The sequence below is a fragment of the Halomonas sp. Mc5H-6 genome (assembly GCF_024124705.1).
Taxonomy (GTDB): domain Bacteria; phylum Pseudomonadota; class Gammaproteobacteria; order Pseudomonadales; family Halomonadaceae; genus Vreelandella; species Vreelandella subterranea.
Map to the genome: position 1 here is coordinate 106,842 of NZ_JAMXSI010000006.1, position 15,836 is coordinate 122,677.

The following is a 15,836-nucleotide window of genomic DNA, read 5'->3' on the forward strand; positions in this document are numbered from 1 at the left end:
ATCCTAAACATCTTACTACTCAGCTAAAGCAACAAGCGTGCCAACTTATCAACGCCTGCCATACCGTCTTTTCCACATGCTTCACCAAAAAACGATGCGCTTTTTTGACTCAAAAGAAAGTCTCTACGCCCCGAACAGGTGCAATCAGTTCTTTAAGAGCGCAATTCATTGCGCGATCAGCAATGATCCTGCCACTGAAGGCTATCGCCTGTAGAAGGCCTTATCGCCCGACATCGCCGGGCTTCTACAGGAGCTGGGAGGCACCACTAAAGCATGTGCCAGCGGATGAGGAACTTTCCGTTTACTCGGCACCGACCGCTAAGTTCGCTTCTCCAGAACGCCTATCACCTCCGGCACGGCTGCTGTTGTGTCGTCGATAGACGTATAAAGGGCATGAACAGCCTCGGCGACGCCACGCTCCACCCCCAATTCGTTGGTCATGGCGTGATAGTAACCGAGGTCTTTAGTGGCATTGGCAACGGTGAACTTGAAACCAGAGGGGTCATGGTCAACGATATAAGGACGCAGTCGCTCAAGTACAACGCCACCTCCACCACCCGCTCCCAGCACTTCCAATAGTGCGCTATCGCTGATACCCGCCTTGCGAGAAGCAGCCGTGGCCTCGGCAAGCACCGCCGAAAAGCCCAACGACACAAAGTTATGCAGTAGCTTTAGCGTATGCCCGGCGCCCACGTCCCCAGCATGGGCAATGTTTTCGGCAAACCCTTGCAGTAGTGGCAGGGTTTCATCGAATAACGCCGTCGGGGCGCCGACAATCAGATTAAGCCGCCCCTCTTCCGCTTCTTTAGGGGTACGCGTCATCGCCGCATCCATAAACCGGCCACCTGCCGCCACCACCCTGGCCGCCACTGTTTCCGTCGAACTGGGTAGTGCGGTAGAACAGTCGACGACGACACTACCGGCCTTTAAGCCTTCCAGCACGCCGTTGGGCTCAAAGAGCACCGCTTCTACTTGCGGCGATCCGGTGACGCATAAAATCACCACCTCTGCCTTCTGCGCCACTTCCCGGCCCGACCTCAGCGGGGTGGCGCCGGCGGCCATGAGATCATCCACAGGCTGATTGCCTGGATGTTCAAGAAAGCTGACCTCATGGCCTGCACGCAGCAGGCTATTGGCAATACCATGGCCCATCAGGCCCACACCGACAATGCCTACCTGTCGAGATGTTGTCATTGTTATCGCTCCCTTTATATTGCTGACATCCTAGTTGTGCTTGATCGCGACGGTCTTGATCCGAGTATAGCTGCGCAAGCCTTCAAAGCCCTTTTCCCGGCCATGGCCAGAGCGGCCAACGCCGCCGAACGGCAGTTCTATGCCACCGGCTGCACCGTAGTTATTGACGAACACCTGGCCGCTGCGAATGCCTTTTGCCAAGCGTAGCTGGCGGCCACCATCACGCGTCCATATCCCAGCGCAAAGGCCAAAATCCGTGGCGTTGGCCAATTCGAGGGCTTCTGCTTCATCTTCAAACACCTGCACTACCAGCACGGGGCCGAACAACTCCTCGTGCAGCACTGCATGCCCTTTGGGAATGTCCGTAAGCAGCTGAGGAACTGCGAAATGACCGCCAGTGGGTGCATTGGGCGCTAGCTGACCCTTTGCCACCACCCGGATACCATCCGCTTCGGCGGCAGCCAGACGCGCGTCCAACTTGGCTTTCTGACGCGCATTGATCAGCGGGCCACAGTCGGCATCCGCCTCACCTGCATCACAGCGCAGGGCCGCGAAACGCTCACAAAGTTGCGCGACGACACTATCGGCGATTTCGCGCTGAACCAATAGGCGGCTGCCTGCTGAACACGTCTGCCCAGCATTTTGAATAATCCCTTTTATGACGGCGGGAAGCGCAGCGTCGAGATCCGCATCCGCGAACACCAATTGGGGTGATTTGCCGCCTAATTCCAATGTGACCGGAACGTGATGCTGCGCGGCCGCTTGGGCGACGTAAGTGCCCGTTTCAGGCGAGCCCGTAAAAGAGAGATGATCGATACCAGGGTGTGACGCCAACGCCGCACCTGCCTCAGAGCCAAGCCCTGGCACCACATTAAGCGCACCGGCGGGCAAGCCATGGTTCACGGCCAGTTCCGCCAAGCATAAAACGCTCAAACAGGCGTCTTCCGCCGGTTTGAGCACCACCGTGTTGCCTGCCGCCAACGCCGCAGCCACACAGCGCCCAAAAATCTGTGACGGGTAGTTCCAGGGAATAATCTGCGCACATACACCGTAAGGTTCGCGCAGCGTCATCACGGCAAAATCGGTTTCAAAAGGAATGGTTTCACCATGGAGCTTGTCAGCCGCACCACCGTAAAAGCGAAAATAGCGGGCACAGGCCGCTATATCGCCCTTCGCCTGGGTCATGGGCTTGCCGGTGTCGGCACACTCAAGCCGCGCCAGCTGTTCCTGATGTGCTTCGATAGTATCGGCAAAACGAAGTAACCATTCACTGCGCCTGCGGGCAGACCAACTGGCCCATTCACCCGACTGGCCGGAAAAAGCTTGCTTCGCTGCCTTTACCGCGGCGTCTATATGGTCGGATTGGCAGCGCGCAATACGTGCCAGGGGTTCGCCCGTGGCAGGTGCTTCTACCTCCAGCGTGGTGGCAGAATTCACCCAATCACCACCAATGAGGGCCTGTTGGGGCGGTAAATACGTCGTCTTCAACATGAAATACTCCTGTTATTGTCCTTGTTCGATGCGCTTCAAAGCCGCTCACCTAACCATAAAGAAAATCCACCAACCCAAGTGAAATCCACGGCATATAGGTAATCGCCATCAAACACGCCAATATCACCAGTACAAAGCGAATCAACCAGGGCAGCATCTGATCGATCGATATCTTGGCCACCGCACAAGCCGCGAATAGGTTCACGCCCAAGGGCGGTGTAATCATCCCAAGGGCCAGGTTAACCACCATCACAAGACCGAAATGCACGGGATGAATCCCGAACTGCATCGCGATCGGGGTCAAAATGGGGGCCAGCACCAGAATGGCGGCGGACGTTTCAATAAACATACCGACGACTAAGAGCAACCCATTGACCACCAACAGGAACATCATGGGGTCACTGATCGTATTGGTAACCAGGGTAGCGATTTGCGCAGGGAGTCCCGTGCGGCTGAGAAGAAAACTAAACAGTGAGGCCGCCGCAATAATCAGCATGACGGCGGCGGTAGAAATCACGCTTTGGCGAAAAATCGGCCACACATCGTCTATTTTCAATTCACGGTAGTAAAAACCACCCACGATGAGGGCAAAGAATACGGCCACGGCCGATGCTTCGGTTGGGGTGAAAATACCACCGTAAATCCCCCCGATGACGACCACCGGCATGAGCATTGCCACCCACGCACGCTTGACCGAGACCATAAAGCCGGTGCTGTCTTTATAGTCTTCTTTGCCAAAGCCCCGCACCTTACAGAACAGATAAAGGAAGATGATCAGCGCGCTACCGATCAATATGCCCGGTCCCACGCCTGCAAGAAACAGCTGCCCAATAGACGTATCGGTACTCACACCATACAAAATCAACGGAATGGAGGGCGGAATAAGCACACCCAGCTCTGCCGATGTCGCCTGAATGGAAGCCGCCAACGGTCTGGGGTAGCCATGTTTCACCATGGCGGGAATCAAGATGGCACCAATCGCAAAGGTTGTGGCCACACTTGACCCTGAGACGGCTGCAAACATCATGCATGTCAGCACACAGGACATCGCCAGTCCGCCCTGGACGCGACCCACGATAGACTTTGCCAAATCCACCAGGCGCTGGGATATCCCCCCTGCCGCCATCAAGTTACCGGCGAGAATAAAGAAGGGGATGGCCATTAATGGAAATTTATCAATGCCAATAAACATCTGCTGCGGGACCAGCAGCAATGGCAGACGCGTGAAGAATTCAATGCCGATAATCGATGCCAGCAGGATTGAAATGGCAATCGGCACACCGACCGTAAACAGGATAATCAAGGACAGACCAATCACCATGTTCATGGCTGCGATCCTCCTTTGGGCAAGTCACCCTCTTGGGGCAGTTCTGCCTCCGGTAGCGTCTCGCTATTTTCCGGTCCCACCTTTTCTCGATCACTCAACTGCGCCAACAACCTTGCAACGGCGGCAACGATCGCAAAACATGACCCCACGGGGATCGCCGCATACGCCCATGACATCGATATATTCATGCCGGACATGGTCTGGCTGCTTACACGCAGCGTCATCTGAATTCCGTAATGAATCAGCACGCCAAGCACCAAGAGGCAACACACCACAATGACGACTTCCAACAGCTTCATAAAACGCGGCGGTACGAGTTTATAAATGACCTCCACCGCCATCATGTAACCACCACGAAAGGTCGCCGCCGCGGCCATGAACACACACCAGATCATTGCCGTACGCGAGGCAACTTCAGACCAGGTAGAAGGCGCATTAAAAATAAAGCGAGTGAGGACTTGGTAAAAACTTAGCGTCACTGATATGGCTAGCATCACCACTGCAATGAGCAGGGCTAAGCGTGTTAAATGGCTTTCCAGACGAAGAAATACCGCTAGCATAGATGGTCACCGTGCAGAAACGGCCTCCAGAAGACTGGAGGCCGAAGTGGAGGAAGTCCTCAGCAGTTGCTGGCTTTTTCCTGAACGCGCTCAAGCATTTCGTTGCCGTACTCCGAGGTAAATATCTCGTAAGCTGGCTTTACCGCTTCCTGGAAAGGCGCAACGTCAATATCCGTTTTGACCGTCATGCCTTTCTCTTGGAGCAGCTCCACACCTTCACGCTCCAGGCGGGAAACTTCTGCACGCGTTGCTTCAGCCGAGGCTTGCGCTGCCTGCTCGAACCAGCCTCGCTCCTCCTCGCTTAAACCATCCATGAAAATGGGCGAACCAAGCACGACAGCCGGTGAATAGACGTGCCCGGTCAGTGAAAGGTAGTCCTGCACTTCCCAGAAGTTGGTGGCCACAATTACGGTGATCGGGTTTTCCTGACCGTCCACGGTACCTTGCTGAAGTGCCGTGAAAAGCTCAGGGAATGCCATGGGTGTCGGCCGTGCGCCCATTTGACGAAACGCTTCCTGGTGCACCGAATTTTCCATTGTGCGAACGCGCAAACCTTCTGCGTCCTCTGGCGTTGCGATCTCACGCTGGCTGTTGGTCATATGGCGGAAGCCATTTTCCGACCAAGCCAGGCCAACCAGGTCGTGATCACTCATTTTGGCGAGGAGCTCATCACCCAGCTCACTGTCCAGTACGCAGCGCGCTTCTTCGTAATCTTCAAATAGAAATGGCAAATCAAGCACGTAGGTTTCCGGCACGAAGTTACCTAACGGCCCCGTTGACGTGATCACAAAATCGACCGTGCCGATTTGTAGGCCTTCGATCATTTCCCTCTCACCGCCCAGGGATCCCGACGGATGTTCGTTAACGGTATAGGCCCCGTCGGATAGCTCCTCCAGCGTCTCCTTGAAGGCGTCTGCACCTACCGAGTAATGCGACGAGGAAGACAGGGTATGCCCCAGATTGACTTCCGTTGCCGCATGAGCCTGTAGGGCAACGCCAGTGGTAGCAATGGCAGCGATAGCGGCCACGAGTGAGTGACGAGCAAAGTTTTTAGTCATCTTGATTCCCTCTTTTGTTGTTGTGAGGGTGGGTTTTTTGGGCAAATCGCCAGATGTGCGAACTTGGCCCAGGCAATTACCTACGGCGGTCAGCCGCGTAGGAACTCAAGCGCGTTCTGTCACGAACGCATCAATAATCTGTTTGAAGTTTTCATCGCCCTCAAAGCCAAGTCGTGTGGCTTTTGCCGTGTTAAAGCGCGCAGGCCAGCTCGCGACAATGGATTCGATGCGCGGGTCAGGCTCATGGCGTACTAATGAAAAGGCTTTCTCTCCCGCTGCGTCACGCAGCGCCTCCAGCATCTCGGCCACCGTGATGGTGATGCCTGGCAACATGAACGCCCGAAAAGCACCTAGCGCCTCACCCGGCACCTCTGCGCCGTGGACGAGCGCATCGACGACCTTACCCGGCGACATCACGAACATGGGCAGTTCCACCGGCACAGGGCAGATCGCTTCTTCGCCATTCAGCGGTTCGCGTAAAATACTGGAAGCAAAGCTGGACGCAGCCGCATTCGGCCGCCCAGGTCGAATGACAATCGTGGGCAAACGCAGCACAAGACCGTCAACCAAACCTCGGCGGCTGTAATCGTTGACCAACAGCTCCGACATGGCTTTCTGAGCGCCGTAAGAGTTTTGCGGGTGAAGTGCCGTCATATCATCCAGCACCTCGGGCAGGTCTCCGCCATAGGCCGCCACCGAACTGGCCATGATCAGGCGGGTGTCACTCAATTCCCGCTTGCGACAGGCTTCCAACAGCGCACGGGTCGCATCGAAATTGACCCTTAGCCCCAGGTCAAAATCCGCTTCGGCCGCCGAACTCACAACGGCTGCCAGGTGGTAGATAACCTCCGGGCGTTGCTCAAAAACGCTATCCAACGCGCCCGGCTGGGTAATATCCATCGCCATGGATGTCACCGCGATATTGCCGGCTTCGGGCTGCGGCGCTTCCACCTGATCAATCAGCGTTAATCGTGTAATGGGGTGCTGGCGAAGCTCACCACGCTTAAGCAGTTGCTTTACTAAACGCTGGCCGAGAAAACCGGCTGCACCGGTAATGGCGATATGCATCTTTATGCTCCTGATAGACGGCTATTTTTGTTCATGTACGTTAAACCCGCTCAGTGGCTCGTCAGCCCCCACGGTTCGCCCCAGCCCAAACCCGCGTGCGTTTCGGCGCGTGGTCGATATTCGCAACCAATCCAGCCGCGATAGCCCAATGCCCTCAAGCGGTCAAAAATAGCGGGATAATGGACTTCACCCCCATCCGGCTCGTGGCGCTCGGGCACGCCGGCGACTTGAATATGGCCGATGGCACTGAACTGGCGTTCAAGGTGGTGGATCAAGTCGCCATCCATGATCTGGCAGTGATAAAGATCAAACTGGAGCTTTAAATTTTCCGCACCTACCTCTTTTATGACGGCCATGGCCTGGGCCTGGCGGGATAGAAAGAAGCCTGGCATATCGCGGGTGTTGATCGGCTCGATGAGAATCTCTCGCCCCACTTTGGCCGCCTCCCCCGCCGCAAAGCGAAGGTTGCGAACATAGGTGACATGATGCTCAGCCTGGGTGGCGTCATCAGCGTCCGCCGGAAGCAAACCGGCCATGGCATGGACGCGTGGGCAGTTGAGGGCTTCCGCGTAACGTAATGCCTCAACCACCGAGTAACGAAACTCCGACTCGCGGCCGGGCAGACTGGCCAGCCCACGCTCTCCGGCCTCCCAATCGCCTGGCGGCAGATTGAATAACACCTGCTCCAGCTGGCATTCTTGCAATGCTTGGCGCAACGCTTCAGGAGAAAACGCGTAGGGAAACAAGTACTCCACGCCTTTGAAGCCCGCATTCGCGGCGGCGGCGAAGCGATCTAGAAATCCGTGCTCGTTAAACAGCATGCTGAGGTTGGCAGCCAATCGAATCATGGTGGAACTCTTGTTATTTAATGTTTATTACCCGCAAGATCGTTATTAATCTCGCGGAAACTTGGCTTCAAGCTCAGCCACCTGTTCCGGCGTTAGCCCCCGGGGGTTCTGGCCGCGTAACAGCAGGTAGAGCTTGGCCGTCTCTTCCAGCTCTTCGGTGGCATACACAGCAGCATCAAGGTTTTTCCCCGCCACCACCGGCCCATGGTTGGCCAGAAGCACCGCGCTGTGCTTACCCGCCAGGCCACGAACCGCGTCGCCGAGCTTGGGGTCCCCCGGCATGTGATAGGGGACGAGAGGCAGCTTACCGACCCGCATCACGTAATAAGCCGTAAGCGGTGGAATACAGTCGCATTGGTCTATTTCAGGCAGGCACGAAACGGCGACCGAGTGGGTAGAGTGCAGATGCACAATCGCGCCTGATTGCGGCCGCTCGGCATACATCGCCATGTGGAGGAACTGCTCTTTGGTGGGCTTATCGCCACCCAGCAACTGGCCTTTCTTATCCAGATGGGAAATGCGCGCTGGATCCAGTCGACCCAAGCAGGCGTTCGTGGGTGTCATCAGCCAGCCGCCATCATCCAGGCGGACGCTGATGTTGCCGCTGGATCCCATCGTCAGGCCGCGATCAAACAACGACTTGCCCAGGATGCTGATCTGCTCCCGCAGGCTGTTCTGGTCGTGAATGCTCATGCCAGCACCTCGAACGCTTTTGTAAAGAAATCGACGCCGCCGAAGTTCCCGGACTTCAGCGCCATGGAAAGCGGTGCTTCGCGACCGGGTAGCGGGGCCTGGGTCCAGGGCACGCCGGGGTCGATCTGCTCACCAATATGCAAGGCCGTAATCCCCAACGCCGACACCACGGCACCTGAGGTTTCGCCCCCGGCCACCAGCAACCGGCCAACACCCTCCTTGACCAGTGTGACCGCCAATTGGCTGAGCGCCTCTTCTACCAGGGCGCCAGCACGCGCCACGCCTAGCGCTTGCTGCGCTGCATTCACCTTTTCAGGCACCGCCGAGGCGTAGATCAGTAGGGGGGCCTCCTGAGACAGCCGCTGACGAGCAAAGGCCAACGCCTTTTCCTGCTGCCCTCCTTCAGCCAACGCCAACGGATCAAGCGCAAAGCCACCATCCGGGTGTTTGGCCAGAAAATCCTCCACCTGGGCAAGCGTCGCACGGGAACAACTGCCGGAAAGCACCAACGCACTTCCCGTGGCGGGAGATAAACGCCCTGGCTCATTGATGGTATCCAGCCAGCCATGGGCCCGGTACTGGGCAGGCAGCGCCTGCCCCAGACCAGAGCCGCCAGTGACCAAGAGCATCAAAACAGTCGCTTCAGCGAGGACGTCCAGATCCTTTTCATCCAGGGAATCGCAAATGACGTGACGTACCTCCTTGTCGGCGAGTGCCGATAAATGCCGACGCGTTGCGTCAGCGCCCTGGGCGAGTAACGCATGGTTGGCCAACCCCACTTTGTGCGGTGTTTGCCGGGAGAGCACCCGCACCAAGTCCGCATCCCGCATGGGGTTCAAAGGATGGTCCTGCATGCCGCTGTCATTGAGCAAACGGTCGCCCACAAACAGATGGCCCTGATAAACCGTACGGCCATTGACCGGGAAGGCGGGCACCATCACGGTTTGAGAAGCCCCTAAAGCGTCTAGCAACGCATCAGCGACCGGGCCGATATTGCCCTGGTCGGTGGAATCAAACGTGGAGCAGTACTTGAAGAACACTTGACGGGCACCCTGCCGACGGAGCCAGTCCAGCGCCGCGATGGAATCGGCCACGGCCTCATCCACCGGACATGAGCGAGACTTCAGCGCCACCACCACCGCATCGATATGCGTCAGGTCAATATCTTCCCGGGGCACACCGATGACCTGCAGGCAGCGCATGCCACCCCGCACCAGGTTATTGGCAAGATCGGTCGCCCCAGTGAAGTCATCGGCAATGGCGCCCAGTACGATGCGAGATCCCATCCCCATGGTTCAGGCTCCCTGGTGGTCGTTGGCGGCTTCGGGCAACTCGATACCTGATAGGCGCTGATAAACTTTAATCACCGACGAATCATCGTCGCGACCAAAACCGGCACCGCTGGCGGCGGTAAACTGCTGCAGCGCACTGGCCGCTACCGGCGTCGATAGCGATAGTTCGCGCCCGGTTTGGTGGACGATATTGAGATCTTTAACAAAGATATCCACGGCCGAAAGCGGCGTGTAGTCACCATTCAGAATATGTGGCACCCGGTTTTCGAACATCCAGGAATTGCCTGCCGAGTGGGTAATCACCTCGTAAATGACGTCAGGGTCGAGTCCCATGCGAATCCCCAGCGCCATGGCTTCAGCGGCGGTGGCAATATGCACGCCGGCCAAGAGTTGATTGACCAGCTTCATGCTGGAACCCACCCCAGGGGCATCGCCAAGGCGATAGACCTTGGCGGCCATGGCGTCGAGCACTGGCTGGCCGTAGGTAAAAGCGTCCTCAGCGCCGGACGCCATCACCGATAGTTCGCCGTTTTTGGCTTTAGCCGCACCACCGCTGATCGGCGCGTCGAGGAACATCACCCCCGCGGCGGACAAACGTTCACCCAGCTGTGTTGCATGGCTGGGCGCCACCGTCGCACACTGGATGATCAGGCTACCCGGCGCCAGATGGCTTACCACCCCCTGTTCACCGAACAGCACCTGTTCAGCCTGGGCCCCGTTAACGACGACCACCAACACGATATGGCAGTGAGCAAGTTCAGCAGGGGTTGCCACGCTTTTTCCCCCGGCTGCCGCAAAGGCATCACGCGCCTCGGCAGAAATATCACACCCGGTCACGTCAAAGCCCTGCTGATGCAGGGTGGAAGCGGTTCCCATCCCCATAGCACCCAGGCCAATAACACCTACTTGAAGTGATTGTTGATTGTCTTGACTCACTGGCTGCCACCTCAATTTTGTTGCGTTGGTTGCCATCAACACGGCGCTAATTTTTTAGATTGTCCGTTATTTCAAGGCTATGATAGCGCTGTCATGATAGCGCTATCATTCTTTTTAGATTATTATTTTTACATTGACAAGCTAAACATCAGGCCCATACAACCAATGTCTAAAGATCTCTCACATACCCCTAAACATCGACGCCACTCCGATCAGGTCACGCTCAGCCAAGTCGCCAAATCGGCTGGCGTGTCGCCCATTACGGCATCGAGAGCACTCAACAACCCAGCCAAGGTTAGCGACACAACCCGACGCAACGTTTTAGCGGCCGTGGAACGCTTGGGCTACGTGCCTAACCTGGTTGCCGGGAGCCTGGCCTCTTCTCGTTCAAAGCTGATTGCCGTCATCGTGCCGTCATTGATCAATAGCGTGTTTGTTGAAGTCATCAAGGGTTTGCAGGAAACGCTGGAAGCCGAGGGCTATCAGATACTGCTGGGTAATACCGACTACGATCTGGATCGCGAGTATCAGTTAGTGCGCACCTTCCTAGGCTGGTCCTGCTCGGCACTGGTCACCGCCGGACTTCGCCATAACAAGGCCTGCCACAAACTTTTGGCAAACTGGGAGCATCCCATCATGGAAGTGATGGAACTTGGCAAAGGCATGGATCTGAACGTTGGTCTTGATCACGTCGCTGCAGGCCGCTGTATGGCCAGCCACCTGGTTGATAAAGGCTATCGGGATATTGTTTATGTGGGGGCACGGCTCGCGCAGGATTACCGGGCAAGCATGCGTTATGAAGGGCATAAGGCAGTGTTGCAAGCCCATGGCATTGACGCTCCAATCATCGAACTCGACACCCTGGGCAGCCTAAAGGCAGGCTCCGAGAGCCTGGATCAGGTGTTTGCGGAACACCCCAAGACTCAAGCCATTCATTTCGCCAACGACGATCTGGCGGCTGGCGCGTTGCTTGCTGCTCAACGCCGTGGGCTGAATGTCCCCAATGACATCGCTATCGCAGGATTCAATGGCCTGCCGCTTGGACAGCACGTCACGCCCCAACTGACCACGATACTGTCTCCCCGGGAAGAAATGGGCCGTCTAGCCGCCAAAGAGCTGATCCGTCGGCTAAGCGGTAAAAATGTTGTCCGCCGCCAGCATGATGTCGGTTTCAAGCTCCAACTGGGTGGGAGTACATAGCACAGCCATTAACTCCCACACTCCTCCACGCAAAAACCTGACAACACAGGAAAGTTCTCCGCAACGTATTATGGTAAGTTTGTCAAGTGGTCAGGACTGGCTTTATGCGGCTAGGATTTTCAGCCAAGCTGCGCCATCATTTCTCAGCAAGTCGGTTAGACGTGATGCAATGGGCTTCTTATCGGTAACCTGATGGTTTGCTGAATAACGCGAAACAGGCACGATTGATGAAGCCATTCGATATTAATTCAAGTTAAACGGGTGCCCGTCAGTAAATGATGCTATCAGTGTTTTTTTGGCAGAGAGGTTCACCATGAATCTTTCCTCCGAATTGCGTTTGCAGGCGATTATCGATGGCACAAGAGCTGGCACCTGGGAATGGAATGTCAAAACCGGGGAGGTGATTTTCAATGAACGCTGGGCCACCATGCTTGGATACACATTGGAAGAAATTCAGCCACTTTCCATCGAAACCTGGAACCGTGCCTGCCATCCCGACGACTTGAAGCACTCCTATGCGCTGATCGACCAGCATTTGAACAACCAAATTCCCTTCTATGAGTGTCTATGCCGGGTACGTCGCAAAGACGGAAGCTGGTGCTGGATTCAAGACCGCGGCATGCTGGTCAGGGAACCGGATGGCACGCCCACCGACTGGATGATGGGCACACACATCGATGTTTCCATCGAGCAGGAATCCCGACAGCATCTTGCCCACCTGGCCGCCTCCGTACCAGGCATACTCTTCTCCTTCGAGATGGTTTCTCCGGTGGCTTTGCGCTTCACTTACGTTAGCGAACGTTCTTACAGCTACTTTGGCCTTGATTGTAAAGCCATTGAAAAAGACCCTTGCTTATTTTTCGATGCCATTCATCCGCTTGATTCCGCAGCCGTCCAAGCCGCCGTCAGAGGTTGTTACACGTCCTTATCAGAGGGTGCCTGTCAATTCCGTATGTTCGTCAATGGAACAGAACGTTGGTTCCGAGCAGTCGCGTGCCCTATTCAAGACCCGCTCGGCAAACTCATTTGGCATGGTATGCTGACCAATATCGATGACCAAAAACATCTGGAAAATACACTGGCCCACCTGTCCATTACCGACGAACTGACGGGACTGTTTAACCGGCGCTATCTGACTCAATCGCTTAACGACGCCATGGCACTTTATCAGCGATACCAGACACCTTTTTCGCTGATCAGCCTGGATATCGACCATTTCAAGCAAATCAATGACTCATATGGCCATTTGGTGGGTGACCGGGTGCTGACCAAAATCAGCGAGCTGATGAAGCAGCGTTTACGAGCGACCGACATCGTCGGTCGTATGGGCGGTGAGGAGTTTTTGGTCTTGTTACCCAACACCCTTGGGGAAGAAGCCAGACAAGTGGCAGAAAACCTGCGTCTGGCGATCAATCAAAGTGAGTATTTAGCAGAAGACAACTCACCTTTTGCGGTCTCCGTCAGTGGCGGTGTTCTGGAAATGACAGAAACGATCACCTCCGTCGAAGACTTGCTCAGGCGCTCTGACAGACTGCTCTATGAAGCCAAAGAGGGTGGCCGAAACAGGGTTCTTGCTGAGCAGACTACTGCAGAAAATCAAGGCCTGCCGACATCCTTCGGATAGCCCAGGCATATGCTAGAGCCCCAGTTTCCAGCAACCGCACGGTAACGCCACTCCCCTTAAGGTGCTTTAAAAATGTTACACCCGCCAGACTACAATGATCTCTTTACTGATCTACTAGAGGCACTAGAGACGGTCTGCGATGCCGTTTGTGCGGCGGTCATAGTTAAAGACGAAAATACGCCAAGCCATCGCATCGGTGACCCCGACGCTGCACAGCTGCTTATGAACCTCGACAGTGTCCAGGCGACGCTGGCTGACGGCATTCCTCGGTCGGAAATACCACCGCCTGACGCCTCGCTGAACGGCGCGGCTTTCATCGCGGTTGAAGCACTGAGCACTCCCCATCAGGACACACAATCGACGGTGGTTGTGTTTGCCGGTAAACATGCAGAGGATATCGAACGGGCCGTCCCACTCGTGCATGCCCTGACCACGGAAACCGCCAACGAGCTCATGTTCCTTCGGCAGACACCTCTTTTATCGGCGGCTTTTGCGGAAGTCGAATGTGGCGTGACGATTGCCGATCCCAACCTTTTCGACACACCGATCATCTATGCCAACGCCGCTTACGAGCGCATGACAGGATACCCCAGAGCCGAGATATTAGGCCGAAACTGCCGCTTCCTCCAGGGAGAGCATCGCGACCAACCTGGCATCCAGATTATGCGCAACGCTCTAGCGCGAGGGACCGACTGTACCGCCACCGTGACCAACGTTCGCCGCAATGGCGAACTGTTTGAAAATCAAGTCAAACTCCGCACCATCCGGGCGGACGATGGCAGCATTTCATACATTATTGGCATTCAGGTTGACGTCACTAAAGAACACTCGGCCCTAAATGCACTGGCCCAACAAAAGCGGCGCTTCAGAAGCCTGATTCAAACCCAGGCTGGCTATATCTGGCTGATGGATGCCGAGGGTGAGCTTATAGAAGCTCCCGAGCAATGGTTGGAAATAGCCGGTCTGTCATCTAGCGGCTCCCTCGACATGGCGACGATTCGCAGTGCGATAGCGCCGGAAGCCGTGGAAGCCTTTCGCAACGGCTGGAGCGAGGCCCTTAGAAACAAGACCTCGTTTGAGGTGGTCTACCAGTTACCGGCTCAAAGCCCCTCGCCTCGGTGGTTCATGGATCGCATCTCGCCGGTACTGGATGAGGATCACCAGCTCGTCGAGTGGATTGGCACCTCCCAGGAAATCACCCAGCTAAAGCGCGCTGAAAAAGACGTTGAAAATGCTGCTTATAAAGATCGACTGACCGGCCTTCTATCTCTGGAAGGCTTTGCCAGGCGCCTGGACGTACAGCTAAGACAGAAAACGCTACACCCCGCCAGCCCATTACTGGTGATCGACATCAAGGCGCTTAGAGAAATCAATAATACCCAGGGGCACGACGTCGGGGACGAGGTACTGCAGGAGGTCGCCCAGCGCTTGACGGCAGAGATTGGTGAAAATGGTTTGATCGCACGTACTGGCGGTGGTGAATTCACGGTTCTGGCGACTCAAGAGCATCAGCGAACCCGGCGCCAATTGCGCGAAAGCATGGCAGCCGTCTTTGATGTGCCGTTTGAAATCAGGGGATTCGCCTTTCACGTCGAGGCGTCGTTCGGCTATACACGTATACGGACCACTGCCGACGATGCCAGAAAGCTGATGAACGACGCCACGCTGGCCATGCATATCAGTCAGCATAACCCGACCTTGACCTGGACCCAATACACCAAAACCCTCGAAGAGCAAACCCGCAAGAACGTGGACATCACCATGAAACTGCGCCACGCCATTGCAGCCGACCAACTGACACTTTACTACCAACCCCAGGTCGACCTAGCGAGCGGTCGCATTGTCTCAACAGAAGCATTGCTACGCTGGCAGCATCCCGAGATTGGCTTTATTCCGCCGGATCAGTTCATCCCCCTGGCAGAACAAAGCCAGCTGATTGGCCCAATTGGCGATTGGGTGATACGTCAGGCCTGCCGCGATATCAGGCGCTGGCATGACGCTGGCATCCCCGTCACCCCAGTATCCATCAATCTGTCGCTGATCCAATTCCAGCTCGGCTCTATGCCCGATACCGTTCAAAAGGCGCTATCCGACTACAACATCGCGCCGGAATTGGTGATGCTGGAAATTACGGAGAGTGTCTTCGAGCAACACTGCCAAACATTGCAGCATGACCTGGAAGCCTTGACCGCAATGGGCGTTCGCCTGTCGCTGGATGACTTCGGCACAGGCTATTCGTCGCTTGGGCATTTAAAGGACTACTTCTTCGACGAAATAAAAATCGACAAAAGCTTTATCAGTCAACTAGACGACAACCCTTACCGCCAGGCCATCGTCAAGGCAGTGATCGTCATCGCTGAAGCGATTGGCGCTGATGTCGTCGCCGAAGGACTGGAGTCAACAAGTCAGATAGCGATAGTCCGGCAGCTTGGATGCAGCAAAGGCCAGGGCTATCACTACAGCCGCCCGGTACCCGAGCCGCGCTGGCGCCAATTACTGATGGAGCAAATACCGCTCGGCTAGATTCTCGACGCGTTCACCCATG

The 15,836-nt window shown here is 55.9% G+C and carries 13 protein-coding genes; 3 read left to right on the forward strand and 10 right to left on the reverse strand.

The features are described 5' to 3' along the window. Nucleotides 1-318: 318 nt before the first annotated feature. The 10 genes from NH395_RS10495 to ltnD form a co-directional block, all read right to left on the reverse strand. Entirely contained in the window at nucleotides 319-1,194 is an 876-nt protein-coding gene (locus tag NH395_RS10495) for an NAD(P)-dependent oxidoreductase (protein ID WP_253024577.1), read from the reverse strand. 30 nt (nucleotides 1,195-1,224) lie between these two features. Continuing rightward, a complete protein-coding gene (locus NH395_RS10500) occupies nucleotides 1,225-2,685 on the reverse strand; it encodes an aldehyde dehydrogenase family protein (protein WP_253024579.1) in 1,461 nt (486 codons plus the stop codon). 49 nt (nucleotides 2,686-2,734) lie between these two features. Further along, nucleotides 2,735-4,012, reverse strand: coding sequence for a TRAP transporter large permease (locus tag NH395_RS10505; protein WP_253024580.1), 1,278 nt, complete (start codon nucleotides 4,010-4,012; stop codon nucleotides 2,735-2,737). Beyond that, nucleotides 4,009-4,572, reverse strand: a complete 564-nt coding sequence (locus NH395_RS10510) for a TRAP transporter small permease (RefSeq protein WP_253024582.1) — start codon at nucleotides 4,570-4,572, stop codon at nucleotides 4,009-4,011. Before NH395_RS10510 ends, NH395_RS10505 begins: the two co-directional genes overlap by 4 nt. 59 nt (nucleotides 4,573-4,631) lie before the next feature. Then, on the reverse strand, nucleotides 4,632-5,630 hold the full coding sequence (locus tag NH395_RS10515; RefSeq protein WP_253024584.1) for a TRAP transporter substrate-binding protein: 999 nt from the start codon (nucleotides 5,628-5,630) through the stop codon (nucleotides 4,632-4,634). Between the two features lie 105 nt (nucleotides 5,631-5,735). After that, on the reverse strand, nucleotides 5,736-6,698 hold the full coding sequence (gene denD / locus NH395_RS10520; protein ID WP_253024586.1) for a D-erythronate dehydrogenase: 963 nt from the start codon (nucleotides 6,696-6,698) through the stop codon (nucleotides 5,736-5,738). Nucleotides 6,699-6,748: 50 nt separating this feature from the next. Continuing rightward, the gene (otnI, locus tag NH395_RS10525) at nucleotides 6,749-7,546 is read right to left on the reverse strand and encodes a 2-oxo-tetronate isomerase (RefSeq protein ID WP_253024588.1); all 798 of its coding nucleotides are present in this window, start codon (nucleotides 7,544-7,546) and stop codon (nucleotides 6,749-6,751) included. A gap of 45 nt (nucleotides 7,547-7,591) precedes the next feature. Beyond that, a complete protein-coding gene (otnC, locus tag NH395_RS10530) occupies nucleotides 7,592-8,239 on the reverse strand; it encodes a 3-oxo-tetronate 4-phosphate decarboxylase (protein WP_253024590.1) in 648 nt (215 codons plus the stop codon). Continuing rightward, nucleotides 8,236-9,531 carry a 3-oxo-tetronate kinase gene (otnK, locus tag NH395_RS10535; protein ID WP_253024592.1) on the reverse strand — a complete coding sequence of 432 codons (1,296 nt, stop codon included), beginning with the start codon at nucleotides 9,529-9,531 and terminating at the stop codon, nucleotides 8,236-8,238. Before otnK ends, otnC begins: the two co-directional genes overlap by 4 nt. A gap of 3 nt (nucleotides 9,532-9,534) precedes the next feature. After that, entirely contained in the window at nucleotides 9,535-10,467 is a 933-nt protein-coding gene (ltnD, locus tag NH395_RS10540; protein WP_253024594.1) for an L-threonate dehydrogenase, read from the reverse strand. 165 nt (nucleotides 10,468-10,632) lie between these two features. Here ltnD and NH395_RS10545 point away from each other — a divergent pair, with 165 nt between their 5' ends. The 3 genes from NH395_RS10545 to NH395_RS10555 all read left to right on the forward strand — a co-directional run bounded on the left by NH395_RS10545 (nucleotide 10,633) and on the right by NH395_RS10555 (nucleotide 15,814). Next, nucleotides 10,633-11,667 (forward strand): LacI family DNA-binding transcriptional regulator, encoded by a 1,035-nt coding sequence (locus NH395_RS10545; protein ID WP_253024596.1) that lies wholly within the window; start codon nucleotides 10,633-10,635, stop codon nucleotides 11,665-11,667. A gap of 313 nt (nucleotides 11,668-11,980) precedes the next feature. Beyond that, complete coding sequence (locus tag NH395_RS10550) at nucleotides 11,981-13,291, forward strand: sensor domain-containing diguanylate cyclase (protein ID WP_253024598.1); 1,311 nt, start codon at nucleotides 11,981-11,983, stop codon at nucleotides 13,289-13,291. Nucleotides 13,292-13,363: 72 nt separating this feature from the next. Next, nucleotides 13,364-15,814, forward strand: coding sequence for an EAL domain-containing protein (locus NH395_RS10555; RefSeq protein WP_253024599.1), 2,451 nt, complete (start codon nucleotides 13,364-13,366; stop codon nucleotides 15,812-15,814). Nucleotides 15,815-15,836: the final 22 nt, after the last annotated feature.

Bases quoted from the DNA above. Each gene is read 5' to 3' on its own strand.
- NH395_RS10495 (WP_253024577.1), bottom strand. From the start codon at position 1,194: ATGACAACATCTCGACAGGTAGGCATTGTCGGTGTGGGCCTGATGGGC.
- NH395_RS10500 (WP_253024579.1), bottom strand. From the start codon at position 2,685: ATGTTGAAGACGACGTATTTACCGCCCCAACAGGCCCTCATTGGTGGT.
- NH395_RS10505 (WP_253024580.1), bottom strand. From the start codon at position 4,012: ATGAACATGGTGATTGGTCTGTCCTTGATTATCCTGTTTACGGTCGGT.
- NH395_RS10510 (WP_253024582.1), bottom strand. From the start codon at position 4,572: ATGCTAGCGGTATTTCTTCGTCTGGAAAGCCATTTAACACGCTTAGCC.
- NH395_RS10515 (WP_253024584.1), bottom strand. From the start codon at position 5,630: ATGACTAAAAACTTTGCTCGTCACTCACTCGTGGCCGCTATCGCTGCC.
- denD (WP_253024586.1), bottom strand. From the start codon at position 6,698: ATGCATATCGCCATTACCGGTGCAGCCGGTTTTCTCGGCCAGCGTTTA.
- otnI (WP_253024588.1), bottom strand. From the start codon at position 7,546: ATGATTCGATTGGCTGCCAACCTCAGCATGCTGTTTAACGAGCACGGA.
- otnC (WP_253024590.1), bottom strand. From the start codon at position 8,239: ATGAGCATTCACGACCAGAACAGCCTGCGGGAGCAGATCAGCATCCTG.
- otnK (WP_253024592.1), bottom strand. From the start codon at position 9,531: ATGGGGATGGGATCTCGCATCGTACTGGGCGCCATTGCCGATGACTTC.
- NH395_RS10545 (WP_253024596.1), top strand. From the start codon at position 10,633: ATGTCTAAAGATCTCTCACATACCCCTAAACATCGACGCCACTCCGAT.
- NH395_RS10550 (WP_253024598.1), top strand. From the start codon at position 11,981: ATGAATCTTTCCTCCGAATTGCGTTTGCAGGCGATTATCGATGGCACA.
- NH395_RS10555 (WP_253024599.1), top strand. From the start codon at position 13,364: ATGTTACACCCGCCAGACTACAATGATCTCTTTACTGATCTACTAGAG.